The 20,950-nt window shown below is 62.6% G+C and carries 19 protein-coding genes; 9 read left to right on the top strand and 10 right to left on the bottom strand.

Annotation, left to right across the window (positions count from 1 at the left end; translation table 11 throughout):
- Positions 1-36 precede the first annotated feature (36 nt).
- Positions 37-792: a sulfite exporter TauE/SafE family protein gene (locus E4662_RS22750; protein ID WP_136443936.1), complete on the top strand. Its 756-nt coding sequence runs from the start codon at positions 37-39 to the stop codon at positions 790-792.
- 2 nt (positions 793-794) lie between these two features.
- Here the strand turns inward: E4662_RS22750 and E4662_RS22745 are convergent, their stop codons facing one another.
- From E4662_RS22745 to E4662_RS22725, 5 genes are all read right to left on the bottom strand, one after another.
- On the bottom strand, positions 795-2,705 hold the full coding sequence (locus E4662_RS22745) for a beta-galactosidase (RefSeq protein ID WP_136443935.1): 1,911 nt from the start codon (positions 2,703-2,705) through the stop codon (positions 795-797).
- Complete coding sequence (locus E4662_RS22740; protein WP_136443934.1) at positions 2,702-4,750, bottom strand: alpha-galactosidase; 2,049 nt, start codon at positions 4,748-4,750, stop codon at positions 2,702-2,704. Before E4662_RS22740 ends, E4662_RS22745 begins: the two co-directional genes overlap by 4 nt.
- A complete protein-coding gene (locus E4662_RS22735) occupies positions 4,747-5,595 on the bottom strand; it encodes a carbohydrate ABC transporter permease (RefSeq protein ID WP_136443933.1) in 849 nt (282 codons plus the stop codon). The genes E4662_RS22740 and E4662_RS22735 overlap by 4 nt, the downstream gene beginning before the upstream one ends.
- 4 nt (positions 5,596-5,599) lie before the next feature.
- Positions 5,600-6,517, bottom strand: a complete 918-nt coding sequence (locus tag E4662_RS22730; protein WP_136443932.1) for a carbohydrate ABC transporter permease — start codon at positions 6,515-6,517, stop codon at positions 5,600-5,602.
- Positions 6,518-6,675: 158 nt separating this feature from the next.
- Positions 6,676-7,908 carry an ABC transporter substrate-binding protein gene (locus E4662_RS22725; RefSeq protein WP_136443931.1) on the bottom strand — a complete coding sequence of 411 codons (1,233 nt, stop codon included), beginning with the start codon at positions 7,906-7,908 and terminating at the stop codon, positions 6,676-6,678.
- Positions 7,909-8,048: 140 nt separating this feature from the next.
- On the opposite strand from E4662_RS22725, the gene E4662_RS22720 reads away from it, so the two are divergent.
- Complete coding sequence (locus E4662_RS22720) at positions 8,049-8,834, top strand: IclR family transcriptional regulator (RefSeq protein ID WP_136443930.1); 786 nt, start codon at positions 8,049-8,051, stop codon at positions 8,832-8,834.
- Positions 8,835-8,853: 19 nt separating this feature from the next.
- Entirely contained in the window at positions 8,854-9,918 is a 1,065-nt protein-coding gene (locus E4662_RS22715) for an ABC transporter ATP-binding protein (RefSeq protein WP_136443929.1), read from the top strand.
- A gap of 85 nt (positions 9,919-10,003) precedes the next feature.
- On the opposite strand, the gene E4662_RS22710 is transcribed toward E4662_RS22715, so the two are convergent.
- On the bottom strand, positions 10,004-11,497 hold the full coding sequence (locus E4662_RS22710) for a PAS domain-containing hybrid sensor histidine kinase/response regulator (protein ID WP_136443928.1): 1,494 nt from the start codon (positions 11,495-11,497) through the stop codon (positions 10,004-10,006).
- 470 nt (positions 11,498-11,967) lie between these two features.
- Here E4662_RS22710 and E4662_RS24445 point away from each other — a divergent pair, with 470 nt between their 5' ends.
- From E4662_RS24445 to E4662_RS22695, 4 genes are read left to right on the top strand one after another with little or no spacing between them, the layout of a single operon-like run.
- The gene (locus tag E4662_RS24445) at positions 11,968-12,090 is read left to right on the top strand and encodes a hypothetical protein (RefSeq protein ID WP_276606324.1); all 123 of its coding nucleotides are present in this window, start codon (positions 11,968-11,970) and stop codon (positions 12,088-12,090) included.
- Positions 12,090-12,830 carry a zinc ABC transporter ATP-binding protein AztA gene (gene aztA / locus E4662_RS22705; RefSeq protein ID WP_136443927.1) on the top strand — a complete coding sequence of 247 codons (741 nt, stop codon included), beginning with the start codon at positions 12,090-12,092 and terminating at the stop codon, positions 12,828-12,830. The genes E4662_RS24445 and aztA overlap by 1 nt, the downstream gene beginning before the upstream one ends.
- Entirely contained in the window at positions 12,827-13,696 is an 870-nt protein-coding gene (locus E4662_RS22700; RefSeq protein ID WP_136443926.1) for a metal ABC transporter permease, read from the top strand. Before aztA ends, E4662_RS22700 begins: the two co-directional genes overlap by 4 nt.
- A 17-nt stretch (positions 13,697-13,713) precedes the next feature.
- Complete coding sequence (locus E4662_RS22695) at positions 13,714-14,754, top strand: metal ABC transporter solute-binding protein, Zn/Mn family (protein WP_136443925.1); 1,041 nt, start codon at positions 13,714-13,716, stop codon at positions 14,752-14,754.
- A gap of 75 nt (positions 14,755-14,829) precedes the next feature.
- Here E4662_RS22695 and E4662_RS22690 read toward each other — a convergent pair whose 3' ends face one another.
- Entirely contained in the window at positions 14,830-15,381 is a 552-nt protein-coding gene (locus E4662_RS22690; RefSeq protein ID WP_136443924.1) for a hypothetical protein, read from the bottom strand.
- 61 nt (positions 15,382-15,442) lie between these two features.
- On the opposite strand from E4662_RS22690, the gene E4662_RS22685 reads away from it, so the two are divergent.
- Positions 15,443-15,994: a hypothetical protein gene (locus E4662_RS22685; RefSeq protein ID WP_136443923.1), complete on the top strand. Its 552-nt coding sequence runs from the start codon at positions 15,443-15,445 to the stop codon at positions 15,992-15,994.
- A gap of 1 nt (position 15,995) precedes the next feature.
- Positions 15,996-16,202, top strand: coding sequence for a helix-turn-helix domain-containing protein (locus E4662_RS22680; protein ID WP_136443922.1), 207 nt, complete (start codon positions 15,996-15,998; stop codon positions 16,200-16,202).
- Positions 16,203-16,555: 353 nt separating this feature from the next.
- Here E4662_RS22680 and E4662_RS22675 read toward each other — a convergent pair whose 3' ends face one another.
- From E4662_RS22675 to E4662_RS22665, 3 genes are all read right to left on the bottom strand, one after another.
- Positions 16,556-17,770 carry a GTP-binding protein gene (locus E4662_RS22675; protein WP_136443921.1) on the bottom strand — a complete coding sequence of 405 codons (1,215 nt, stop codon included), beginning with the start codon at positions 17,768-17,770 and terminating at the stop codon, positions 16,556-16,558.
- A 116-nt stretch (positions 17,771-17,886) separates the two neighbouring features.
- Positions 17,887-18,495: a protein-methionine-sulfoxide reductase heme-binding subunit MsrQ gene (locus E4662_RS22670; RefSeq protein ID WP_168798059.1), complete on the bottom strand. Its 609-nt coding sequence runs from the start codon at positions 18,493-18,495 to the stop codon at positions 17,887-17,889.
- An 87-nt stretch (positions 18,496-18,582) separates the two neighbouring features.
- Positions 18,583-20,946 (bottom strand): aldehyde dehydrogenase family protein, encoded by a 2,364-nt coding sequence (locus tag E4662_RS22665; protein WP_136443920.1) that lies wholly within the window; start codon positions 20,944-20,946, stop codon positions 18,583-18,585.
- Between the last annotated feature and the right edge of the window lie 4 nt (positions 20,947-20,950).

The raw sequence follows: 20,950 nt of genomic DNA, 5'->3' as shown, positions 1-20,950 counted from the left end.
CCCTTCCCCATGTGTCCGAGAAAGTGACGCTTTATCATGCTCTTGAGCGATATTCTTTTGCTTGTCGTCGCCGGATTCGCCGCCGGTCTTCTTAATGCGGTCGCCGGGGGCGGCACGTTCCTGAGCCTTCCGGCGCTGATCTATGTCGGCATCCCGCCGGTCAGTGCCAATGCCACGGCGACACTGACCGCGCTGCCGGGATACGTCAGCAGCGCCTGGGGATTTCGCAAGGACATGCGCCGCGAGGGGGCGCTGTCTCTGAGGGCGATTGCAGCGGTTGGCACCCTTGGCGCGGGGCTTGGCGCCGTGTTGCTGATCGTGACACCGGGTGACATTTTCCTTGGGGTGGTGCCGTGGCTTTTGCTGTTGGCGACGGGAATGTTCGCCTTTGGCCCAAAGCTTCTTGCCGCGCTGCGCAAGGGGGGCGCGGGCGGCATCGGGGCCGGGGGGTCTGCGTTGGCGATCCTTCTGGTTTCGCTATACGGCGGCTACTTCAACGGCGGCCTCGGCATCATGTTACTGGCGACGCTTGGCTTTATCGGCCACAGCAACCTGCATGGGATGAACGGGCTGAAGAATGTGTTGTCTGCGGTGGTTTCACTGGTTTCGGCGTTGACCTTTGTCACGGCGGGGTTGATCGCCTGGAATGCGGCGATTGTGATGGCTGTGAGCGGTGCTTTGGGCGGTTATGTCGGAGCCGTGGCAAGCCGCCGGATCACGCGCACGGATATTCTCCGCCATGTCATCACCGGGATTGGTTTGATCATGGCGGCTGTGTTTTTCGTGGGCTGAGGTCAGGTCCGCGTGACGGAGATTGGCGGCAGGGCCAGATCGCCGACCTGTGTTTCCTGCGGCAAGTGATTGAACCAGAAGGTATGCGCCCCGTCAGACCGGCGGCGGACGCCTTTGGGGAGCAAAACAGTCTCTATTCCGGCCCGGGCGCAGGCCCATTCCGCCATGCGGATCATGGCCTCGTCGTCGAGCCAGCCGCCAAGATAGGCGTTTGAATCGCTCGCCATGAGGATGGACGCGCCTTCCTGTGTGGACAGGATCACCTCTGCCGTGCCGTCAAGCTCTTCGACATAAAGCTGCGCCGCGCCGCCGCCGTGCAGCGGGCGGGGCATGTCCGGGCGGATTGTTTCCACACGGGAAACAGTCACGTCAAGGCCGGGCAGGGCAGGGGGAAGCGGCGTGGGAATGGCGAAATCCGCGGTGCGCGCGGCGGTGCGAGGGCCGAAAACGGTCAGCGCGTCGCTGGCACAGAGGGATTGTTTCCAATCCTCAGGTAAATGCATGACCCCGGGGGCAAAGACGGCCTTGTAGCCGCGCACATCCGCGCCGGGGCGGAGGATGTCGATGCTGAGGCCAAGGCGGCGTAGGGCGCGGTAGGTGTGGAAGGCGAGGTCAAACCCGTCGAGACCCTGTCCCTGTGGCTGAATACGCCACATCCAGTCTGCCTCGTAGTCGAAAACAAGGGCGACGGGGGCCTGGGCGGCCTGCGCTTCGGGGGCGTTTTCCAGTTCAGAGAACACTTCCCGGGCCTCATGGATCGCGGGGGCGTCGGCGCTGTCCGGGCGGAGCAGACCGGCGTGCATTTGCTCTTGCGCAAAGGGGGCCTGACGCCAGCGGAAATAGCAGACGGCCTCGGCTCCGTGTGCGAAGGCTTCCCACGTCCAGAGCCGGACCATGCCGGGCAGGGGGGAAGGATTGTAGGGCGCCCAGTTCACCGGGCCGGGCTGTTGTTCCATGATCCACCAGCGCCCTTTGCCGACGGCACGGTAAAGATCGTGGTGGAAGGCCTGAAAATCCGGGTCGCCTTGTTGGGCGTAGGTGCGTTTGTAGGTGTCGGGGGCGGTGATGCGGTCTTCGAGGAAACCGAGCGGATAGCTGTCCCAAGAGGCAATTTCTAGATCGTCGCCCACCTTGTAGTGATCAAACTCGGTGATCTTGCCCATGTAGTTATGGGCGATCGGCGCGCCGGAGTGCTGGCGGATGATGTCCGTTTGCAGGCGGTTGAAGGTGACGACCTGATCGGAGGCAAAGCGGCGGTAGTCCATGACATGGGCCGGGTTCGGCTCTGTTACGGTCAGGTTCGGCAGGGCAATCTCGTCGAAATCGCCGTATTCCATGGACCAGAAGACATTGCCCCATGCGGCGTTGAGCGCGGCTATGTCGCCTGCGTTGTTCGTGCCGGGATAGCGGGCGCGGAGCCACGTCTGGAAGGCGTCGCGCGCGGCATCGGAGTAGCTCAGGATGGTGTCGTGACAGCCGTATTCATTGTCGGTCTGCCACGCAGCGACATGGGGGTTCTTGCCGTAGCGTTCGGCTAGGAGTGTAACGATTTTGGCGCATTCGGCGCGGTAGCCTTCGTGGCTGAAACAGTAATGGCGGCGGGAGCCGAAACCGCGCGGGCGGCCATGTTCGTCAAGGGCGATCATGTCCGGGTGTTTGTCGAGCATCCAACGCGGGGGCGTGGCGGTAGGGGTGCCGAGGACGACCCTAAGCCCGTGTTTGCCCAAGATGGAGATAGCATCGTCGAGCCAGTCAAACTGGTAATCGCCGGGGGTGGGCTCGAGCCGGGACCAAGCGAACTCGCCAATGCGGACCCAAGTCAGGCCCGCCTCGGCCATGCGCCGGGCGTCGTCTTCCCACGTCTCGCGGGGCCAGTGTTCGGGGTAATAGCAGGTGCCTAAGGTGCGTTTCATGGCGCGTCCAGTTTGCGGCCTTCGAGCACCCACATGGTCTGCGGAAAGCGCCATGGGAGCCTAAGGCCGAGGGTCATCAGGGTGGCTCCGGTCAGGGTGAGGGGGCCGGATTGCAGTGCGGTGTTTCCGCGTGCCGGGTGACGGACCTCATCCGCGTTCAGAAGGGTGACTTCGTAGCGCGCTTCCGGTTCAAGCGCGGTGAGCCGCAGAGGGCGGGGGAGGATTTGGTTCGAGGTCTCGGATTGGCCTGCGAAGACGACAAAACGTTGTTTGTCTTCGCTCAGTTGAAGCTCGGCGGTGATGGCGGGATCATGACTGTCGAGCCGGTGGATGTCGGCGCGCATTGTCCAATGGCGGTTGTCTTTCCACCATGTGGTGATGCGGGTGAGGGTCTCTGCCTCCTCGTCGGTGAGTTCGCGCGGGTCCATCTCAAAGCCCATGTGGCGCTGCGCGGCGACCCATGCGCGGAATTCCATGGGGATGATGCGGCCAGAGGTGTGACACTGGCGCGGGCCGACGTGAGAGCCGGTGACAGCGGAGGGCAGGAGGAGCGCGGCGTCATGCTGGATGCGCAGGCGTTCGATGGCGTCGTTGGAATCGGAGAGCCAGACGCGGTGGGTCTGGCGCAGGATGCCCGCGTCGATGCGGCCGCCGCCGGAGGCACAGGTTTCGATCTCAACCGCCGGGTGCGCGGTGCGCAGGCGCTGGAGGAGGGCGAGAACGCCCGACGCTTGCGCCGCATCAGGGATAGGCGACAGGCGGTTGTGGTCCCATTTGAGATAGTCGATGTCATGCGATTTCAGGATGCTATCGAGGACGTCGAAGAGGAAATCCTGAACCGTGCTCAAAGCGAGGTTGAGCAGGCGTTGGTGGCGGCCTTCGATCTGGTCCTTTGGGCCAAGGATCCAATCGGGGTAGGCTCGGGCCAAGTCGCTGTTCAGATTGACCATTTCCGGCTCGACCCAAAGGCCAAAACGCATGCCTTCGCTGTGAACATGGTCGATCAGCGGGGTCAGCCCTTCGGGCCATTTGCGCGGGTCGATCTGCCAGTCGCCAAGGGAAGAGGTGTCATCATCCCGCTTGCCGAACCAGCCGTCATCGAGCACGAAACGCTCTGCCCCGAGGCTTGCTGCGCGGGTGGCGATGTCCTTGAGCGTGTCCAGATCGTGGTCGAAATAGACCGCTTCCCAGCAGTTGTAATGCACCGGGCGAGGGCGGGATTTGTCCGGCCATGGGACGATTGTGTCGCGGATGTGCCGTTGGAAATTGACAGCGCAGCCGTTGAGGCCCTTATCGGAAACGGTCAGCAGGAGATCGGCGGAGTGGAACTCTGTGCCGGTGGCTTGTGTGCCGGTGGCGATGCCCCATTGGATTTGACGGCGGCCGTCGGGGAGTTCTTCGGCGATCATCACATGGCCGCCGGGATAGGCGAGGTGCATGCCAAAGGCCGTCCCGGCGGTGTTGGTTGCGCCGTCCTCAAGAAAGAAAGCGAGCGGCGGGTGCTCATGGCCGGAGCGCCCTGTGCGGGCTTCGCGCTTGAGCATGCCAGGCTGCCATGGGGTGCGGTTCGCCTGAAATTCACCGATCCAACGGCCTGAAAAATGCAGGATGTCGCCGGATTGCGGGCCGGGCAGGACCGGGGCGGCGAGATGGTGCAAGGTGATGGGGGTGTCGGCGGTGAGGCGGTGGGCGAGGGTGATGACGCCATCCTCTGCCGTGATCTCAAGCGTGAGGGTCAGGCCGGTGGCGTCGCAGCGGAAGGTGCGTTCGCCTGTGGCTTGGAATGACGGATAAAGCGGCGCGCCGCCCTGGTAGGCGATCAGGCCGGGCTGGCCGGGGAAGCTGCGCGCGGCTTCGGGAAGAATCGAAAGCGGTGGCACGGCATCGAGCATGCCGCCGGTGATGCCGGAGCGTGTGGCCTCTGCGAGGGCGTCCAGATCTTCGGAGAAAGGGAGGCTTGGCCCCCAGTACAGAACGCACGGCAGACCCTTGTTCTGGCTAAAAACAAGGGTCTGGCGACTTGCGTCAACACGGGTTGTTGTCACTTAACGGCTCCGAGGGTGAGGCCAGCGATAAAGTGGCGCTGCATCAGGAAGAACATCAGAACGGGCGGCAAAGCGGCGACGATGGAGCCCGCCGAGACGAGGTGCCACGCGGCGACCCACTGGCCGTTGAGCGAGTAGAGACCGGCGGTGATCGGCTGGTTTTCCGCGCCTTGTGTCAACACCGTGGCCCAGAAGTAATCGTTCCAGATGAAGGTGAAGATCAGCACCGAGAGCGCCGCAATGGCGGGTTTCATCAGGGGCAGAACCACGAACCAGAAGATGCGGATTTCCGAGACGCCTTCGACGCGGGCGGCCTCGATCAGCTCAAACGGCATGGCGCGGATGAAGTTGCGCATGAAGAGCGTGCAGAACCCGGCCTGGAAGGCGATGTGGAAGAGGGCGAGGCCGTACCATGTGTTGTACATGCCCAAGTCCAGCGTGAGATCCCGCACCGGGACCATGAGGATCTGGAACGGCACGAAGTTCCCGGCAACGAACATGAAGAAAATCAGCAGGTTGCCTTTGAACTTGTACACGGCGAGGGCAAAGCCCGTCATGCACGACAGGGCCACCGCGCCGATCACCGTGGGGATCGTCACCTTGAAGGAGTTGAGGATGTACTGCCCGATGGGCGTGGCCTCGAAGATGCCGGAGTAGTTGGCCCAGAAGTTGAAGCTGGTGGGCCAGCCCCAGTAGTTGCCCGCCGTGATGTCCCCGGCGGAGCGCACGGAGGTCATGGCCACGGCGATCAGCGGCAGAAGCCAGATGACCAGCGCGATGGGCAGGGCGATTTTATAGAGGGTTTGCGTCGTCGAGGACGTTTGCTCAATGGGTCTGGGGAACATCGGGTTATCTCCCTGTCTCGTCGCGGTACATCTTCCACAGGAAGCCCGCGATATAGACCATCATGATGAGGAACAGCACCACGGCGATGGCCGCGCCATAGCCCATGCGGAAGCCGTATTCGGAGAAGGCCTGTTCATACATATAGAAGGCCAGCACGCGGGACGAACCCCACGGACCGCCGTCGGTCATGATCGAAATGAGGTCAAAGGAGCGCAGCGCGCCGATGACCGTGACAACCACGGCAATGAAGGTTGCGGGGCGCAGCTGGGGCAGGATCACGTACCACAGCAGTTTTGCGCCTTTGGCGTTGTCGAGGCGCGCCGCTTCGATCTGTTCGGGGTCCACGGCGTTGAGGCCGGTGAGGTAGAGGATCATGCAATAGGCAGTCTGGGGCCAGAGGCCCGCGGCGATGATGCCGTAGGTCACGTAGTCCTCATCCGCGAGCACGGCGATCGGCCCGGCGCCAAACCAGCCGAGGATGATGTTCATCAACCCGTTCGTGGGGTCGTAGAACCATGCAAACACGAGGCCGACGACAACCTGAGAGATCACGAAGGGGAAGAAGAAGAGCGATTTGTAGATGCGGATCCCGCGCACCGTCTGATTGAGGAACAGCGCCACAAACAGTCCGGCGGGGATGGCGAGCATGTAGAGGATCAGCCAAAGGACGTTGTTTTTCAGCGAGGTATAGAAAGCCTCGTCGTCCATCAGTTCGACGTAGTTTTCCGCGCCAACCCATTCGGCCTCTCCCAGCCCGTCCCAGGCGTAGAAGCTGATGTTGATCGACTGGAAAATCGGAATGATGACGTAGATGGCGAACATGAAGATGCCTGGCGCGAGGAACAGCCACGGCGCGAGTCTCTGCTGGTTCTGTTTCCACCACGATTTGTTGGTGGCGGATGTGTCGGGGAGGGCGGTCATGCGAATACCTCCGGCAGTCCAGAAAGATGGTCCCGGTGCGGATCCGGGCCCTCTGGCTTAGAGAAGATGTGAGCGGAATAGTCGGGTAGGGGCCCCGGGTCAGGCACAGAGGTCAGGCCCGGGGCGGAGGTCCCGGCAGGAGGCCGGGACACCCAGGATTATTTGTAGACCCGCATGCGGACCTTTTCGAGGCGCTCGAGGATCTTGTCCATGCGCTCGGGCTTCACCATGAATTCCTGGAAGCCTTCCATGCCCGCCTTGGCCATTTCAGCCGGGTAGTCGCGGTCAAAGAACTGCGCGATGCCGCCATCGGTGGAGGAGAGCATCTCGTAGCCGGCCTGCAGGAACTTGTCGTCACCCACGGTGGAGGCGTTGTTGATCGGCAGCTGGCCCAGGGTTTCGTTGATCTGGCTCTGCACGTCCGCACGGGCGAGATAAGCGAGGAACTTCTTGGCGTCTTCCTTGTTCTTCGCATTTGCCGGGATGTGGATCGTGTCGGTCGGCGCTTCTTCGGCCAGCGGCACGTCCGGGTTGATCACCGGGAACTGGAAGAAGCCGAGCTGATCGTCGCTGAGGCCTGCTTCGCGCAGCGGGGCCACGGCGAAGTTGCCCATGACGTACATGGCCGCGTCACCCTGAACCATCGGCGCCAGCGCTTCCTGCCAGGAGTAGGCCGCGTGGTTGTCGATGAAGAAGCCCGCGTCGAGCAGTTCTTTCCAGTTGGCGAAGGTCGCTTTTACGCGGTCGTCGGTCCAGGAGACCTCACCTTTGCCGAGCGCCATGTGGAAGTCATAGCCGTTGGTGCGCAGGTTCAGGTAGTCGAACACGCCGCCAGCGGTCCACAGGTACTTGGTGCCGATGGTGATCGGAGTGACGCCTGCATCCTTGAGCGCCATGCCCGCGGCCTTGAACTCGTCCCAGTTGGTGGGCACGGCGATGTTGTTCGCTTCAAAGATGTCTTTGCGGTAGTACACGCCCCACTGATAGTAGGTATAGGGCACGCCCCAGATCTTGCCGTCGATGGTCATCGAGCCTTTGGCCGAGGCCAGTGATTCGTTCAGACCGTTTTCTTCCCAGACATCATCCACCGGCTCGAACAGGCCCGCGTTGACATAAGGCAGCATGCGGTTGCCCGCGTACCAGTTCGCAAGATCCGGCGCGTCTGCGGTCAGGAAGTTGCGGATCGAGGTCTTGTAGCCCTCGTGGTCGAAAAGGTTCCATTTCACCGTAACATCGGGGTTTTCGGCCTCGAATCCGGCGATCAGCGCTTCAAACGCGGCTTTCGGGGCCGGGTCAGAAGTGTCTGTGTTGATAACAAGCTCGCCTGCCCAAGCGGCGGTGGTGAGCATTGTGGATGCCAGAGCGGCACCAAGAATCCTTGCTTTGAGCATCGGTTCATTTCCTCCCTTATGACGCGTGAACAGCCTGTCCGCGCTCCATCGCGTGTTCCAAATAATGGAACTCAGCTTTCACATATTGATTTGTTTGTCTCATATTGCTATCGAAGTCAACACGGGAGGACAGGAAACGCATGAATACGCAGGCCACAGGAGACGGCACCGTCGGAAAGGCGCTGGACGTCTTGGACATTGTCGTAGGCTTTGGCCGCGCGGTGCGATTTTCCGAGGTTTTGGAGGTTAGCCCTTATCCCAAAGCCACTTTGCACCGGATGCTGGGCACGCTGACCAATCAGGGCATGCTGGCCTATGACGATGACCGCGGGGTCTATGTGGCCGGGATGCGGCTGGTGCGAATCGGTCGGCACGCGTGGAACCAGTCGTCGCTGGCGGTGCTGGGGCGGCCCTTTGCCGAAGCGCTGGCCGAAGACATCAAGGAAACCGTACATCTGGCACAGATGGAGCGCGGCCGGGTGGTGTTCATCGACAAGGTCACGCCCGAGGGCGGCTTTCCCACCATGGCGCGCTCTGGCCGCCGGTCCCCGGCGCATTGTACCGGGGTCGGCAAGGTGATGCTGGCGTTTATGGATGACGACCGGCGCGCAGCTGCAATTGAAGGGCAGACCTGGGAGGCGTTCACGCCAAAAACCCATCAGGGGCCGGAGACGCTTCTGCCTGAGCTGGAAGAGATACGCGACGTGGGCCTGGCCTACGACCGCGAAGAGCACGAACAGGGAATCATCAGCATGGCGGCGCCCATCAAGGGCGGCGGCGGGCGGGTGATCGGTTCGATTTCGATTGTGACATCGGTGAACAGGATGTCGCTGGATGAGATAGGAAAATACCGCCCGGCGCTGACGCGCACGGCGGCTCAGATTGGACGCGAGGGGGCTGTCTGGCCCTATCCTGTCGTGTCCTGAGTTTCATTGGGAGGAAACCATGTCCGGTGTGGCGTTAAGCGGCGCAATCAAGCGCTATGGTGATGTGCAGGTAATCCACGGGGTGGATCTTGATATTGCAGATGGGGAATTCTGCGTCTTTGTCGGCCCGTCGGGCTGCGGCAAGTCCACGTTGTTGCGGATGATCGCGGGGCTCGAAGAGACCTCGGACGGCACGATCGCCATCGGTGGCCGCGATGTCACCAAGTCGGAACCGGCGGAGCGCGGCGTGGCCATGGTGTTCCAGACCTATGCGCTTTACCCGCATATGTCGGTCGAAGAGAACATGGGCTTTGGCCTGAAGATGAACGGCGTGCCGAAGGAGGAGATCGCTTCGAAGGTGGGCGAAGCCTCGCGCATCCTCAAATTGGACGACTATCTCAAGCGCAAGCCGAAGGCGCTTTCCGGTGGCCAGCGCCAGCGTGTGGCCATTGGCCGGGCGATTGTGCGCGGGCCGGAGGTGTTCCTGTTTGACGAGCCTTTGTCGAACCTCGACGCGGAACTGCGCGTGGACATGCGGGTCGAGATTGCGCGTCTGCACAAGGAAATCGGCGCAACGATGATCTACGTCACCCACGATCAGGTCGAGGCGATGACGCTGGCCGACAAGATCGTGGTGCTGCGCGCAGGCCGCGTGGAGCAGGTTGGCTCGCCGATGGACCTGTACCAGGATCCCGACAACCGTTTTGTGGCCGGGTTCATCGGCTCGCCGTCGATGAATTTCATGAACGGCACGGTGCAGGGCGGCGGGGTTGTGATCCCGGCTCTTGGGGGCGCGCGTGTGGAGACTTCGGTGGCGCTGCCTTCCGAAGGCGCGGACGTGATCGTCGGGCTGCGCCCGCAGATGCTGCAGGTGACCGAGGACGCCGCCGGGCCGCTGACCATCGACATCCGCGAACGGCTTGGCGGGGTGGCTTATGACTACCTCACCAGCGGCACCGGCGAGCGGCTGGTGGTCGAAACACGCGGCGACGAGGCGATGCCGGAAGGCACCAAGGTCCGTCTGGACTTTGACGCGGCGGATGCAATGTTCTTTGACGCCGGATCGGAAGCGCGGCTTCGGTAAGGTTGCCTGAGCCGGTCAAACGGTCTTCGGCCCGCACCTCAGGCAGGTGCGGGCCTTTCTTTGTTTGCGGGCTTTGGGGAGGCGATTAACGCAAAGCCTTGGCCAGCTCTTCGATCTTGAAGGGTTTGCTGAGGACCACCTTGGGCTCGCCGAAGGCGTGCGGGGTGGTTTGGTCGTCGGAGGCGAAGCCGGTCATGAAGACAGTCTTCATGTCGGGGTAGAGGGCCAGAAGCTCTTCGACGACCGCCGGGCCGCGTTCGCCGTTGGCGAGCAGAATGTCCGAGAGCACGATGTCGAACCCGCCCGCCTGTGCCGCTGCTTGCAGGGCATCACGGCGATTTGCGGCCAGCGTCGGGCGGTAGTTGAGGCTGGAAAGCTGCCTTTGGATGAGACGGGCCAGATCAACGTTGTCCTCGATCACCAGAACCCGCTCGCCATTGCCCTGATTTGCGCGCGTACGGCGCGGGGCGGGGTCGGGGGCGGTGTGTTCGGATCTGGGCAGGAGGAGCGCCACGCGGGTGCCTTTGCCCAGCCCGGAGTGGATGTGGATCTGGCCGCCGGACTGCCGGACATAGCCATCAACCATCGACAGCCCAAGGCCCGAGCCCTGACCCACGGGTTTGGTGGTGAAGAAAGGATCGCGGGCCTGCTGGCGGACCTCTTCGGACATGCCAGAGCCCGTGTCGATCACGTTAATCTCCACGTAATCGCGGCAATCGCCCATCGGGCCGGGCACGGAGGCGTTGCGGCATGACAGGGTGATCTTGCCCGCGCTGTCGATCGCGTCGCGCGCGTTGACCACGAGGTTGAGCAAGGCCTCCTGCAGCGGCGCGGGATCGGCCTCGAGCCGCCAGACCTGATCGGACAGCGCCAGATCCAGCGTGATGTCCGGGCCGATGAGACGGTCGAGCATGGGGGCCATGCCCCGGATCAGTGGCACCGCGTCCACGCAGGTTTTGCGCAGGGGCTGTTTGCGGGCGAAGGACAGCAGACGATTGGTCAGCTCGCCGCCGCGTTTGGCAGAATTGATGATGCTCTCGACAAGGTCCGGATCGTAGTCGTCCTCCATCTGCAAAAGCTCCGCCGCGCTCATGATCGCGGCGAGGATGTTGTTGAAGTCATGCGCCACGCCGCCGCTGAGCTGGCCGATAGCTTCCATTTTCTGCGCCTGCCGCAGTTGGGCCTCGGTTTCGACCTGCTCGGAGACGTCCTGAACCACGCCGCTGAACCCAAGGGGATTGCCGCGCGCGTCGCGCAGCACGATGGCGGTCTGCCGCATGTGACGCAGCGCGCCGTCGGGACGGACGATGCGGTATTCGGAGTTGAAATGCGTGTTCAGCGTGTCGCTGAAATCCGCTACGCGCCGAACACGCTCGACATCTTCGGGGTGCACGATGCGGTGGAATTCTTCGATGGTGCCGCCAAAATCGCTGCGGTCGACGCCGAACAGATCATGGGTTTCGTCGGACCAGATCAGCTCGTCCTCGCTGCTAACCTCCCAGGTGCCGATCTTGGCCACCCGGTAAACCTCCCGAAGGAGCGCGTCCTGCAATATCTGTTCCGAGGTTCTTCCGGACATAAGGGGCTTCGGTTTATCAAGAACAACGGCCAGCCGGGGTACGGACAAAAGTTAAGGCAGTGAAAAAGACATACAGAAATCAGCTAGCTTACGATGTCTATCGGACTGCGTTACCGGGGTGTGTGTCAAGGGCGCAGGGGGCTGTTCGGCGGTGTCCGGCTTGGTGCTGAGGTCACAAACGCGAGTGGACACACTCATAGGGAGAGGATGCTTTCGCAACTTATCGGTAGGCGGTTCTGAGCCCGATAAATCGCAGTTGGGTGGCGGGCGCTGCAAAGGCCGTGGACCCCTTGCGCCGACAGGTGTATGACGCTTTTTGCTTGTGGCATGTTACTCTATAACATTACTAGCGTGAGATGCTTTGCGCTGAGCGCGCATGGCAGGGGCACGCGGCCTTGGCTGGCCACCGCTTCAGGCGCTTTTGGATCAAACACACGGCAGGTCGTCGGATGATGAATCGCAGGAAAGACATGAGCTTATTGCTCGTCGGTGCAGGGCCGCGCTTGGCCGTGGCCGGGGTGATCGTGGCGCTCCTTTGGGCGGCCTTCTTTGCGGTCACTGGCCTGCCCGTGCCTTTCCTGGGTGATTCGTGATGGTGGCACTGGCGTTTCGCAATCTCACGCTGGGCTATGACCGGCATCCGGCTGTGCATCACCTGGAGACAGAGATCAGCTCTGGTAGCCTGACGGCCATTGTTGGCCCGAACGGGGCCGGAAAATCGACCTTGCTGAAGGCGATCACCGGGGTGCTGACGCCGCTTGAGGGCCGTGTGATCTTTGACGAGATCACGCGCGAGGACGTGGCTTACCTGCCGCAGAAATCCGACATCGACCTGACGTTTCCCGTTTCGGTGACTGAGCTTGTGGCCATGGGGCTGTGGAAAGAGATCGGTGCATTTGGACGGCTGGGGCGCAAAGGCCGGGAGCGGGTGCAGGAGGCGATCGAGGCGGTTGGCCTCGCAGGCCTTGAAAAGCGGGCCATTGGTGCGCTCTCGGGCGGACAGTTGCAGCGCGCGCTTTTTGCCCGGCTCCTGTTGCAGGACGCCAAGGTTGTTCTGCTCGATGAGCCCTTCTCGGCGATTGATGCGCGCACCATGTCAGACCTGATTGGCGTGATCCGGGGCTGGCATAACGACGGGCGGACGGTTCTGGCGGTGCTGCATGACCATGAAACCGTGCGCGATCATTTCCCGCAGACGCTGATGCTTGCCCGCGAGATGGTGGCCCATGGTCCGACGCCGCAGGTGATGACTCAGGCCAATCATTCGCGGGCGCGCCGGATGTGCGAGGCAAACCCGGGTGATCCCATTCTGTGCGAGGTGACGGCGGCATGATCTGGGATACGTTCATCGCGCCATTTGCCGATTTCGGATTCATGCGCCGCGCGCTGCTCGGCTGCTTTGCCATTGCCATTGGTTCCACCCCGGTGGGCGTCTTCCTGATGCTGCGCCGCATGAGCCTGACGGGCGATGCCATGGCGCACGCGATCCTGCCCGGCGCGGCGGTGGGCTTTCTGATTTCCGGCCTGTCACTGGGCGCGATGACCATCGGCGGGCTGATTGCCGGGATGGTGGTGGCCGTGGCCTCGGGGCTTGTCTCACGGCTGACGGTGCTCAAGGAAGACGCGAGCCTTGCGGCCTTCTACCTGATTTCCCTGGCGCTTGGCGTGCTCATTGTCTCGACGCGCGGCAGCAACGTTGATCTGATGCATGTGCTGTTCGGCACGGTGCTGGCGCTCGACAATGCGGCGCTGATGCTGCTGTGCAGTTTCTCCAGCCTGTCTCTGATTGTGCTCGCGGTGATCTTCCGCCCGCTGGTGCTGGAGTGCGCCGATCCGCAGTTCCTGCGCTCTGTCAGCAGGCTCAGCATCCTCACGCACCTGGTCTTTCTGTGTCTTGTGGTGATGAATCTCGTTGCCGGGTTTCATGCGCTTGGCACGCTGATGGCAGTTGGCATCATGATCCTGCCTGCGGCCACTGCGCGGTTCTGGGCGGCGAGCATTGGCGGGTTGCTGGCCATTGCCGTGCTGGTTGCCATGCTGTCCAGCGCCGCAGGGCTGCTCCTGTCGTATCACTACGGCCTGCCGTCTGGCCCCGCGATCATCCTCGTGACCGGCATTCTTTACGTGCTGTCCCTGATTTTCGGCCCCATCGGGGGCGTTCTGGCGAAGGTTCTGCCGCGCCGCCACTATCAAAGTTGAAACCTTTTGGAGTTCTCATGACATCCCGTCGTACGCTTCTTAAATCTGCCACAGCCCTTGTGGCGGCCTCTTTCATTGCGCCGGGTGTGGCGCTTGCCGACGACAAACTTCCGGTTGTCGCCACCTTCTCCGTTCTGGGGGACATGGTGTCGCGAATCGGTGGTGAGCACGTGGCCCTGACCACGCTTGTTGGGCGGGGCGGAGACACGCATGTCTACAACCCGACCCCGCAGGATGCGGCGGCGGTTGCGGCAGCGGATGTTCTGTTCATGAACGGTCTGGAATTCGAAGGCTGGCTGGAGCGTCTTGCCGAGGCCGCACCGTTCGAAGGCGAGACGGTTATTGCCACGGCGGGCATTGATGCGATTGCTTATGACGAAGCGCATGATGACCACGATGAACATGACGATCACGGTCATGACGAGCATGAAGAACACGCTCATGATGATCACGAGGATCATGAAGAGCATGAACACGAAGAGCATGCGGGGCATGACGATCATGACGACCACCATGGCCACGATCATGGCGCTTTTGATCCGCACACCTGGCAGACCGTCGAAAACGCGGTGATCTATGCGGACAACATCGCCGCCGGTCTGGCCAAGGCGGATCCAGAGAATGCCGGGGATTACTATGCCAACCGCGCGGCTTTTGTGGCCGAACTGGAAGCGCTGGGGGTGGAGATTGATGCCCTGATGGCGACGATCCCCGAGGACAAGCGCACGGTTGTCACGCCGCATGACGCTTTTGGCTACCTCGGCGCGCGGTATGATCTGACCTTCGTCGCGCCGCAGGGCATGAGCACGGAGAGCGAGGCAACGGCTGCGGATGTGGCCGCGCTGATCACGCAGATTCGCGAATACGATATCTCGGCGGTGTTCATCGAGACGATCACCGACAACCGACTGGTCGAGATGATCGCCAGCGAGACCGGTGCGACAGTGGGCGGCACGCTCTATTCCGGTGCGCTGTCCGAAGAGGGTGGTCCGGCGGCGACCTACCTCGACATGCTGCGCCACAATGCCGAGACGATTGCGGCGGCACTTGGCCAGTAAACGCTTTTTGCTTCTTTGAGCAAAGAGGCCCCGCGGCGGTTGCTGCGGGGCCTTGTTCGTTATGGGGCTGGGTTGTCAGCAGGCGGGCAGCGGACCGCCGTGTTCCGTCAACTCGTCCAGCACGTCGCGCTGCCGGGTGAGGGGGACAAACCCGGCGTTTGGATTGGTGCGGATCCATGTGGAGACCGGCATCTCCTGTAGCGGCGGGCCGACACGGCAGCCTTTGGTCACGCTGATCGACAGGGAACCGGTGCCCTCCGAGCCGGACGCGCGCAAGCTGCGGATCTCGGCCTGTGCGGCGGCGAAGGCCTCGGCCTCGGGCGTGTCGATCCGGCCCACATAAAGCGTTTCATCGGGTTGCCGGAGCGTTTCGCTTTCGGGCGCACCTTGGGTAATGGTCAGCGGAGCAGTGGTGTCGATCAGCACTTGATCCTCTTCGGTGAAGGTGATCCGCAGCGTGGCCCCATCCTCGGCGAGGCGCACGGCTTCGGGCACGCTGAGAGCCAGCTGAACGTCACCGGGTGGTGTGTTGAGCGGGTCGAGCGCAGAGACGGCGATCAGGCCGGCGGGGGTAATGCTGCCGCAGGCGGTGAGCATGAGGGCGGGGAGAACAGAGAAAGGCTTCACCTATGACATCCTATATGCTATGTGATTCGTATAAAGTTTAATGTAAAACATGGTGCTTATCATGCAAGACAGAGAATTTGTTGACCCCGAGCCACTCCGCATCCTGACGCGGCGCTTTGAGATCGGCTTTCGCGTGGCTTTTGCCCTGACCTGCGCGGTTGCGGTGGCGATGGTTCTTGCCTTGCTGGCCAGCCCGGACTGGATCGGCGGGTTTCTGGCAGAGGCGACGGGCTATCCGCTGGAAGCGCCCCGGCTCTGGCAAGGCGCGGCCTTTGTCGGGATCGCATTGAGCGTCCTGGCGGCCCATGCGGCGGTGTTTCGGGCGGCGGGGCAGGTGTGCCGGTGGTTGGTGCAAGGCTTGCCCGCGCGGGCGGCGGGCGCGGCACAGCAGCTTTCAAGGCGGCTGTGGTGGCTCCTGGGGCTGAGCATCCTCGCGCATACGGCCAGCGTGCTGGTGGCCACGGCGCATGCGGGGCCGGGACAAAGGGCGGTGAGCCTTGCCTTGGGCAGCTCGCAGATCACCTTTGCCATCGCCGCGCTGATCGCCGCCTTCCTTGCGCGGGCCTTCGTGCTGGGCGCGGCGCTTTGGCAAGACCATCAAGAGATCGTCTGACATGGCCATTATCGTGCGGCTCGACGTCATGCTGGCGAAACGGAAGATGACATCGCGGGAACTGGCGGCGCGGATCGGGATTGCGGAGCAGAACGTCTCGACGCTGAAATCCGGCCGCGTGCGGGGTGTGCGCTTTGCGACGCTCGATGCGATTTGTCAGGTGCTGGACTGCCAGCCTGGGGATTTGCTGGAGTATGAGGCGGATTAGGGGATGCGGGAGCAGGGTTTCTCTGAGTTCAAAGAGTGCGGATTTGGTGTCGGGCGAACCTGGTTTTCATGGACTGAATCGATTGTTCATCTCACCCCAGGCGCGGAGCCAAGGCCGCAGGCCGCCGCGCCCATCGACGGGCCGTCCCCGCGGCACGGCGATTGGTTGATTGCTGGGCGCCACGCCAGCCTAGCGCGCCAGTGACAGGGATAAATCAAGGAGATCAGAGGGGAGATCGCCGTACCACGGCCCGTCGATAGGCGCGGCTTGTTCTCAGGGCACCTGAAAAAACCCACTTCAGCGAGGCCGATGGTGGCGCAGGCGATGGGTGTCGCCTGCGCTGTATTTGTTGATCAGGCCGCCTGATCCGGGCGGCGCCAGATCGGGAAAGGATCGGGCAGGTCCGCTGGCAGGGTGTCCGGGTTCGGGGCCAGCTTTTCGGAGACAAGGCAGCTGTCGAGCGAAGCCTTGAGAGCGGGCCAGTCGATGCCGGTGCCGATGAAAACAAGCTCCTGACGGCGGTCGCCCCAGGGCTCCTGCCAGTGTTGCTGCAGATAGGCGCGCGCGCCGTCGTGCTCTGGCCAGCGTTCGCGCGGGACCGAGGCCCACCATGTGCCCAGAGGCTGGATCGAGGACAGCGCCCCGGCCATGGAAAACTCCGCAACCCAATCGGGCCGGGTTGCGAGCCAAAAGTGGCCTTTGGCGCGGATCACGCCGGGCAGGGTGCCGTTGAGAACCTTCAGGACTTTCTCCGGTTCAAACGGGCGGCGGGCGCGATAGACAAAGCTGCCAACGCCGTATTCTTCGGTTTCCGGCATGTGATCGGCGAAGCCATAAAGTTCCTTGGCCCACATCGGGTGCTCATGGGCTTTCTCAAAGTCAAACAGGCCGGTGTCGAGGATCTCATCACCGGAAACGTCGGAATGGTTGGTCTCGACGATCTTGGCGTCGGCGTTGAGCGCGCGGATGATCTGGCGCGCGGCTTTGGTACGCTCGGGGCCAGCGTCATCCACTTTGTTGAGGATCACCACATCGGCAAACTCGATCTGCTCCACCAGCAGATTCACAAGCGTGCGGTCGTCCTCTTCGCCCAGGGTCTCGCCCCGGTCAGAGAGGAAATCATGGCTGGAGTAATCCTCCAGCAGGTTCACGGCGTCGACCACGGTGACCATGGTGTCGAGGCGGGAAACGTCCGACAGGCTCTGACCGTGCTCATCGCGGAAATCGAAGGTGGCGGCGACGGGGAGCGGCTCGGAAATGCCGGTGGATTCGATCAGCAGATAATCAAAGCGTTTTTCTTCCGACAGGCGGCGCACTTCGTCGAGTAGGTCATCGCGGAGGGTGCAGCAGATGCAGCCGTTGGACATTTCGACAAGGGTCTCATCGGTGCGGCTGAGCTCGGTATCGGCGCGCACGAGATCGGCGTCAATGTTCACTTCGGACATGTCGTTGACGATCACGGCAACGCGGCGTCCGTCGCGGTTGTTCAGGACACGGTTGAGCAAAGTGGTTTTCCCGGCTCCGAGAAAACCGGAGAGGACGGTGACGGGCAGGCGGGTGTCTGGCATGGGGAACTCCGGGCGTGCTGGATGTGTTATAACATAACATCCTCATATCCGCATTCCGACACCGGGTTCAAGAGAAGAGGGGCGGCTGCGTTGCGCACCGCCCCTCTTTTGTCTTGTTACGCGGCAAGCCTTGCGTTGCGCCGCTGTGTGTTCGACCAGAGCCGGTAGGCTTCGAGCAGACCAAGCGGCAGGAAGTGCACCAGGGCCGGACCAACGCCACCCCAGTTGTGCAGCGCAGCCCAGTGCAGCAGGGTCAGCACGGCAGCGGCGTAGACAAAGCGCAGGAGGGTCTTCCACCGCGGGCCCATCTTGCGCACCCAGCCATCCGTGGAAGTCACGGCGAGCGGCACAAAGATGAAAAATGCCAGCCAGCCGGTCCAGATGTAAAGCTTGGAAATCTCACCGGCGGTGAAGGCCACCATGCCTTCGTCGATCAAGTAGAGCACCGTATGCGCGAGCGCGTAGAAAAAGGCGGCCACACCCAGATAGCGGCGACGTTTCATCAGCCAACGCGGTCCGCGCCAGCCTTTGAAGAGCATGGTCAACGGCGTGATCATCATGGAAATGATCATGAACCGGGCGGCAAATTCACCGGTGGGGTGCAAAAGCTCGTGCACAACCTTCGGATCACCGGAGGTGAGGCCGAGGGCCATGGGAATGGCGGGCAGGCTGAGAAGCAGCCAGAATGTGTAAGGATGGTCCCAAATGGATTTCAGGGTGGACATGTCAAAGGCTCCGTTTTCTGCCCTTACTACGCAGGGGCGCGGCGGTTCCGTCGCGCCCCCGGCAAAAAAGAGCAAAAAAATCCGAGCCTATTCGCCGTAGGGCACCCAGATGTTTTTGACCTGTGTCGCGTGGCGCAGGAAATGTTCGCCTTCGGCTTCTGGCGCGGTCCAGTCCCAGGCGCGGCCGTAATCGGTGAAGACGCGCTTGAGGTTGCCGGTGGAGAGGGTTTCGACGGTTTTCGAAAGCGCCTCCGAGCCAAAGGCCCAGAGCGTGTCCACCCCGTTGTGCTTGGCTAGTTCGGAGGCGAGGGAGGCCGCATCGCCGGTGACGATGTTGAGCACACCTGCGGGGAGATCGGAGGTCTCCAGCACCTGATAAAAGTCCAGCGCCGAGAGCGGATGCGGCTCGGAGGCCACGGCGATGACGCGGTTGCCTGTGGCGATGAGCGGGGCGGTGGCGGAAATCAGGCCCAGAAGCGGCGCTTCGGGTGGGCAGATCACGCCTGCAATGCCGATGGCCTCAGGTACGGCGAGGGCCAGCCCGCGCATGGGGGGCATGTGCACCGTGCCTTCGACCTTGTCGGCCCAAGCGCCGTAGCTGAACAGGCGCGCAACAGAGGCCGTGACCTCGGCGCGGGCCTTGTCTGCCTTGACCCCGGTTTGTGCGCGGATGCGCTCGGCGAATTCCTCGGCCCGGATCGAGAGGTTCTCGGCCATGTAATAGAGGATCTGCGCGCGGTTGTGCTGGGTCTTGCCGCCCCAGCTTGCGGCCCCTTTGGCGGCCTCGACGGCGTTGCGGATGTCCTTGCGGTTCGCCTCGCCCACTTCGCCCAGGATCTCGCCTTTCGCGCCAATCACGGGCCGGGCATGGCCGCCGTCGGGGCGCGCTTGCTTGCCGCCGATGTAGAATTTCGGCGTGCGGTCGACGCTTTCAAAGGCAAAGCCCTTGGATTTGGCGGGGGCGCTTTCCTTGCGCAGCGGGGCTTTGGCAAAGGCGCGGGGTTTGAGGTAGTCAAAACAGCCCTCGCGCCCGCCTTCGCGGCCAAAACCGCTTTCCTTGACGCCGCCAAACCCCACGCCGGCGTCCATCACATTGGTGCAGTTCACCCAGATGATGCCCGCCTGAACCTTTGCTGCGAGATCGAGCGCGAGATTGACGTTTTCGCTCCAGATGCTGGCGGCGAGGCCGTAGCGGGAGTGATTGGCCAGCTGGATCGCCTCATCCGGCGTGCGGAAAGTCATCGACACGGCGACCGGGCCAAAGATTTCTTCGGTGGCAGCGGCGGCGGTCATGGGGACGTTTTGCAACACGGTCGGCGGGTAGAATGTGCCGCTTTCGGGCATATCCGCTTCTGATTGGATGAGCGTGGCCCCGGCGGCGACGGCGGCGTCCACCATGCCGGCGATGCGGTCGCGCTGGCCCGCGTCGATGACGGCGCTCATGTCGATGGTCTTGTCGAGCGAGGTTCCGATGCGCAGGGTTTTCATGCGTTTGGTCAGCCGAGCGTGGAAGTCCTCGGCCACACCTTCCTGAACGATCAGACGGGAGCCCGCGCAGCAGACTTGCCCCTGATTGAACCAGATCGCATCTACGACGCCTTCGACAGCGGCATCAAGATCGGCATCTTCGCAGACGATGAAGGGGGATTTGCCGCCGAGTTCCAGCGTCAGGCTCTTGCCGCTGCCCGCCGTGGCTTCGCGGATTTTGCGCCCCACTTCAGTGGAGCCGGTGAAGGCGACCTTGTCGATGTCCTTATGGGCGGCGATGAGCGCGCCGGTCTCGCCGTCGCCGGTGACGATGTTCAAAACGCCTTCGGGCAGGCCCGCTTGCTTCGCCAATTCCGCAAAGAGCAAGGCGGTGAGCGGGGTGTTTTCGGCGGGTTTCAGGATGACAGTGTTGCCGAGCGCCAATGCGGGCGCAACTTTCCACGCCAGCATGAGGAAAGGGAAGTTCCACGGGATCACCTGACCGATGACGCCGACGGGATCCATGCCCGGGAACTGGCTTTCCTGAAGCTGCGCCCAACCGGCGTGATGATAGAAGTGCCGCGCGGCGAGGGGGATGTCGATGTCGCGGGTTTCGCGGATCGGCTTGCCATTGTCGAGCGCCTCGACCACCGCAAGCATACGCGCGTTGCGCTGGATCATGCGGGCGAGGGCGTAGAGTTTGAGTGCGCGTTCGTGGCCGGGCAGGGCGGCCCAGGCTTTTTGCGCTTTGCGCGCGGCGGCGACGGCGCTGTCCACGTCCTTTGCGGTGCCTTGGGTCACGGTGGCGAGACGCGCGCCCGTGGCGGGCTCGGCGGTGTCAAAGCCTTTGGCCGGGTCGGTGAACCCGCCGCCGATGAAATGGCCAAAACTGCCGTCATGAGAGGCCAGCCATGCGCGGGCGCTCTTGTCGTCTTCTTTGCTCGGGGCGTAGTCCATGCTGTCGAAAAAGCTCGCGACTGTCATTTGG

The organism is Pacificoceanicola onchidii (assembly GCF_004804335.1).
Lineage (GTDB): Bacteria > Pseudomonadota > Alphaproteobacteria > Rhodobacterales > Rhodobacteraceae > Pacificoceanicola > Pacificoceanicola onchidii.
Note: the sequence above shows the minus strand (reverse complement) of the source record. Positions and strands in the feature narration are given on the sequence as shown.

Excerpts from the sequence above, each read along its gene's own strand:
- aztA (WP_136443927.1), top strand. The coding sequence starts at position 12,090 with ATGGTGGCACTGGCGTTTCGCAATCTCACGCTGGGCTATGACCGGCAT.
- E4662_RS22700 (WP_136443926.1), top strand. The coding sequence starts at position 12,827 with ATGATCTGGGATACGTTCATCGCGCCATTTGCCGATTTCGGATTCATG.
- E4662_RS22675 (WP_136443921.1), bottom strand. The coding sequence starts at position 17,770 with ATGCCAGACACCCGCCTGCCCGTCACCGTCCTCTCCGGTTTTCTCGGA.
- E4662_RS22745 (WP_136443935.1), bottom strand. The coding sequence starts at position 2,705 with ATGAAACGCACCTTAGGCACCTGCTATTACCCCGAACACTGGCCCCGC.
- E4662_RS22735 (WP_136443933.1), bottom strand. The coding sequence starts at position 5,595 with ATGTTCCCCAGACCCATTGAGCAAACGTCCTCGACGACGCAAACCCTC.
- E4662_RS22730 (WP_136443932.1), bottom strand. The coding sequence starts at position 6,517 with ATGACCGCCCTCCCCGACACATCCGCCACCAACAAATCGTGGTGGAAA.
- E4662_RS22710 (WP_136443928.1), bottom strand. The coding sequence starts at position 11,497 with ATGTCCGGAAGAACCTCGGAACAGATATTGCAGGACGCGCTCCTTCGG.
- E4662_RS22670 (WP_168798059.1), bottom strand. The coding sequence starts at position 18,495 with ATGTCCACCCTGAAATCCATTTGGGACCATCCTTACACATTCTGGCTG.
- E4662_RS22720 (WP_136443930.1), top strand. The coding sequence starts at position 8,049 with ATGAATACGCAGGCCACAGGAGACGGCACCGTCGGAAAGGCGCTGGAC.
- E4662_RS24445 (WP_276606324.1), top strand. The coding sequence starts at position 11,968 with ATGAGCTTATTGCTCGTCGGTGCAGGGCCGCGCTTGGCCGTGGCCGGG.
- E4662_RS22665 (WP_136443920.1), bottom strand. The coding sequence starts at position 20,946 with ATGACAGTCGCGAGCTTTTTCGACAGCATGGACTACGCCCCGAGCAAA.
- E4662_RS22715 (WP_136443929.1), top strand. The coding sequence starts at position 8,854 with ATGTCCGGTGTGGCGTTAAGCGGCGCAATCAAGCGCTATGGTGATGTG.
- E4662_RS22680 (WP_136443922.1), top strand. The coding sequence starts at position 15,996 with ATGGCCATTATCGTGCGGCTCGACGTCATGCTGGCGAAACGGAAGATG.
- E4662_RS22725 (WP_136443931.1), bottom strand. The coding sequence starts at position 7,908 with ATGCTCAAAGCAAGGATTCTTGGTGCCGCTCTGGCATCCACAATGCTC.
- E4662_RS22750 (WP_136443936.1), top strand. The coding sequence starts at position 37 with ATGCTCTTGAGCGATATTCTTTTGCTTGTCGTCGCCGGATTCGCCGCC.
- E4662_RS22685 (WP_136443923.1), top strand. The coding sequence starts at position 15,443 with ATGCAAGACAGAGAATTTGTTGACCCCGAGCCACTCCGCATCCTGACG.
- E4662_RS22695 (WP_136443925.1), top strand. The coding sequence starts at position 13,714 with ATGACATCCCGTCGTACGCTTCTTAAATCTGCCACAGCCCTTGTGGCG.